The organism is Pseudomonas fluorescens, from assembly GCF_902497625.1.
Lineage (GTDB): Bacteria > Pseudomonadota > Gammaproteobacteria > Pseudomonadales > Pseudomonadaceae > Aquipseudomonas > Aquipseudomonas fluorescens_BQ.
On record NZ_CABVGX010000112.1, the window covers coordinates 1 to 1761 of the forward strand.

Annotated in this window: 2 protein-coding genes; both read left to right on the plus strand. The window is 59.5% G+C overall.

The annotated features are described in order from the left end of the window. Positions 1 to 618, plus strand: a 618-nt coding sequence (locus F8N12_RS27465) for a putative bifunctional diguanylate cyclase/phosphodiesterase (RefSeq protein WP_150583133.1), incomplete at its 5' end; no start/stop codon positions are given. A gap of 157 nt (positions 619 to 775) precedes the next feature. Next, complete coding sequence (hexR, locus tag F8N12_RS27470) at positions 776 to 1642, plus strand: transcriptional regulator HexR (protein WP_028620399.1); 867 nt, start codon at positions 776 to 778, stop codon at positions 1640 to 1642. Positions 1643 to 1761 lie beyond the last annotated feature (119 nt).

Consider the following 1761-nt stretch of genomic DNA (forward strand, 5'->3'; position numbering starts at 1 on the left):
GGCGAGTTCATCGGGCTGGCGGAGGAAACCGGGCTGATCGGCCCTATCGGCGAATTTGTTCTGCGTCAGGCGTGCTGGCAAGCCTGTGAATGGCAGCGCCAGGGACTGGAGCCGATCCGCGTGTCGGTGAATCTGTCAGTGCATCAACTGCGGCAGGGCAAACTGGTCAGCCTGGTGCGTCAGGTGCTGGAAGAAACCGGGCTGGCCCCGCAATACCTCGAACTGGAACTCACGGAAAGTCAGCTGCTGGACAGCGTCGAGCACATCATTGCGACGTTCCAGCAATTGCGCAATCTGGGCGTGAAGCTGGCAATCGACGACTTTGGCACTGGCTATTCGTCCCTCAGTTATCTCAAGCGGATTCCGGTGGATTACGTGAAGATCGATCAGGCGTTCATTCGCGGGTTGGGCGATGGCAGTGAGGATGCGGCCATTACCCGGGCGATCATTGCCATGGCTCACGGCTTGTCGCTGAAAGTCGTTGCCGAGGGGGTGGAAAGGCCGGAGCAGCTTGAGTTTTTGAAAGCCGAGCGCTGCGATGAGGTCCAGGGCTACCTGGTGAGTCGGCCGGTCGAGGCGGACGATTTGGCGAGTTTGCTGCAAGAGCAAAACACCTAGTGCGCTGCTGATACCGGTTGCTCTGCGCTACATGAGGCCCCAGGCACGTCAGCTCTGGGGATTGGTTACGTATTGAGCAGGCAAAATGCCGATTCATGTAGTATAACTACAAGCGTGCTACATCCCCGGCACCTGCCAATAACAAAGAGTCCGTCCCTTGAATCTGCTGCAACACATCGCCCAGTCACGCCACCTGTTACGCAAGTCGGAGCTCAAGGTCGCCGACCACGTGCTGCTTGATCCTGCGGCGGTGATGCACAGCTCCATGGCCGACCTCGCTCACAGCGTGGGCATCAGCGAACCGACCATCGTGCGTTTTTGTCGCGCTATCGGTTGCTCCGGTTTTCAGGACCTCAAACTGAAGCTGGCGCAAAGCCTGGCGGCAGGCGCGAGCTTCGGTCAGTTTGCGATCCATGAAGACGATTCGGTGGCCGACTACAGCCTGAAGATTTTCGACACCACGCTGCACACCCTGATGGAGGTACGCGAGCGGCTCGATCCGGTGGAGTTGCAGCGAGCGGTGACGCTCATGTCCCAGGCTCAACGGGTGGAGTTTTATGGCTTTGGCGCCTCGGGTGCAGTGGCGGCAGACGCGCAGCACAAATTCTTCCGGTTGTTGCTGACCGCTGCGGCGTATTCCGATCCGCACATGCAGGCGATGTCGGCGGTGACACTGAAACCGACCGACGTGGCGATCTGTATCTCCCAGTCCGGGCGCTCCAAGGACCTGCTGATCACCGCGAATCTGGTACGTGAAAGCGGGGCCTCGCTGATCACGCTGTGTCCAAGCCAGACGCCGCTGGCAGAGTTGTCGACCGTAAATCTGGCGATTGATGTGCACGAAGACACTGAAATCTATACGCCGTTGACCTCGCGCATTGCTCACCTGGTGGTGATCGACGTGTTGGCGATGGGTGTGGCGATGGCGCGCGGACCGAGCCTGGTCAATCACCTCAAGAGCGTGAAACGCAGCCTGCGCAGTTTGCGCTTGTCGCCCAAGTCGGTGAAAGCCCTCGACGACTGACGTGTGACGAGACAGTTACTGTGGCGAGGGGGCTTGCCCCCGTTGGTTTCGTAGAGACCCCTACGTATGACTTGTAGTCATATCTGCGCCTGCTTCGCAGCCGAACGGGGGCAAGCCCC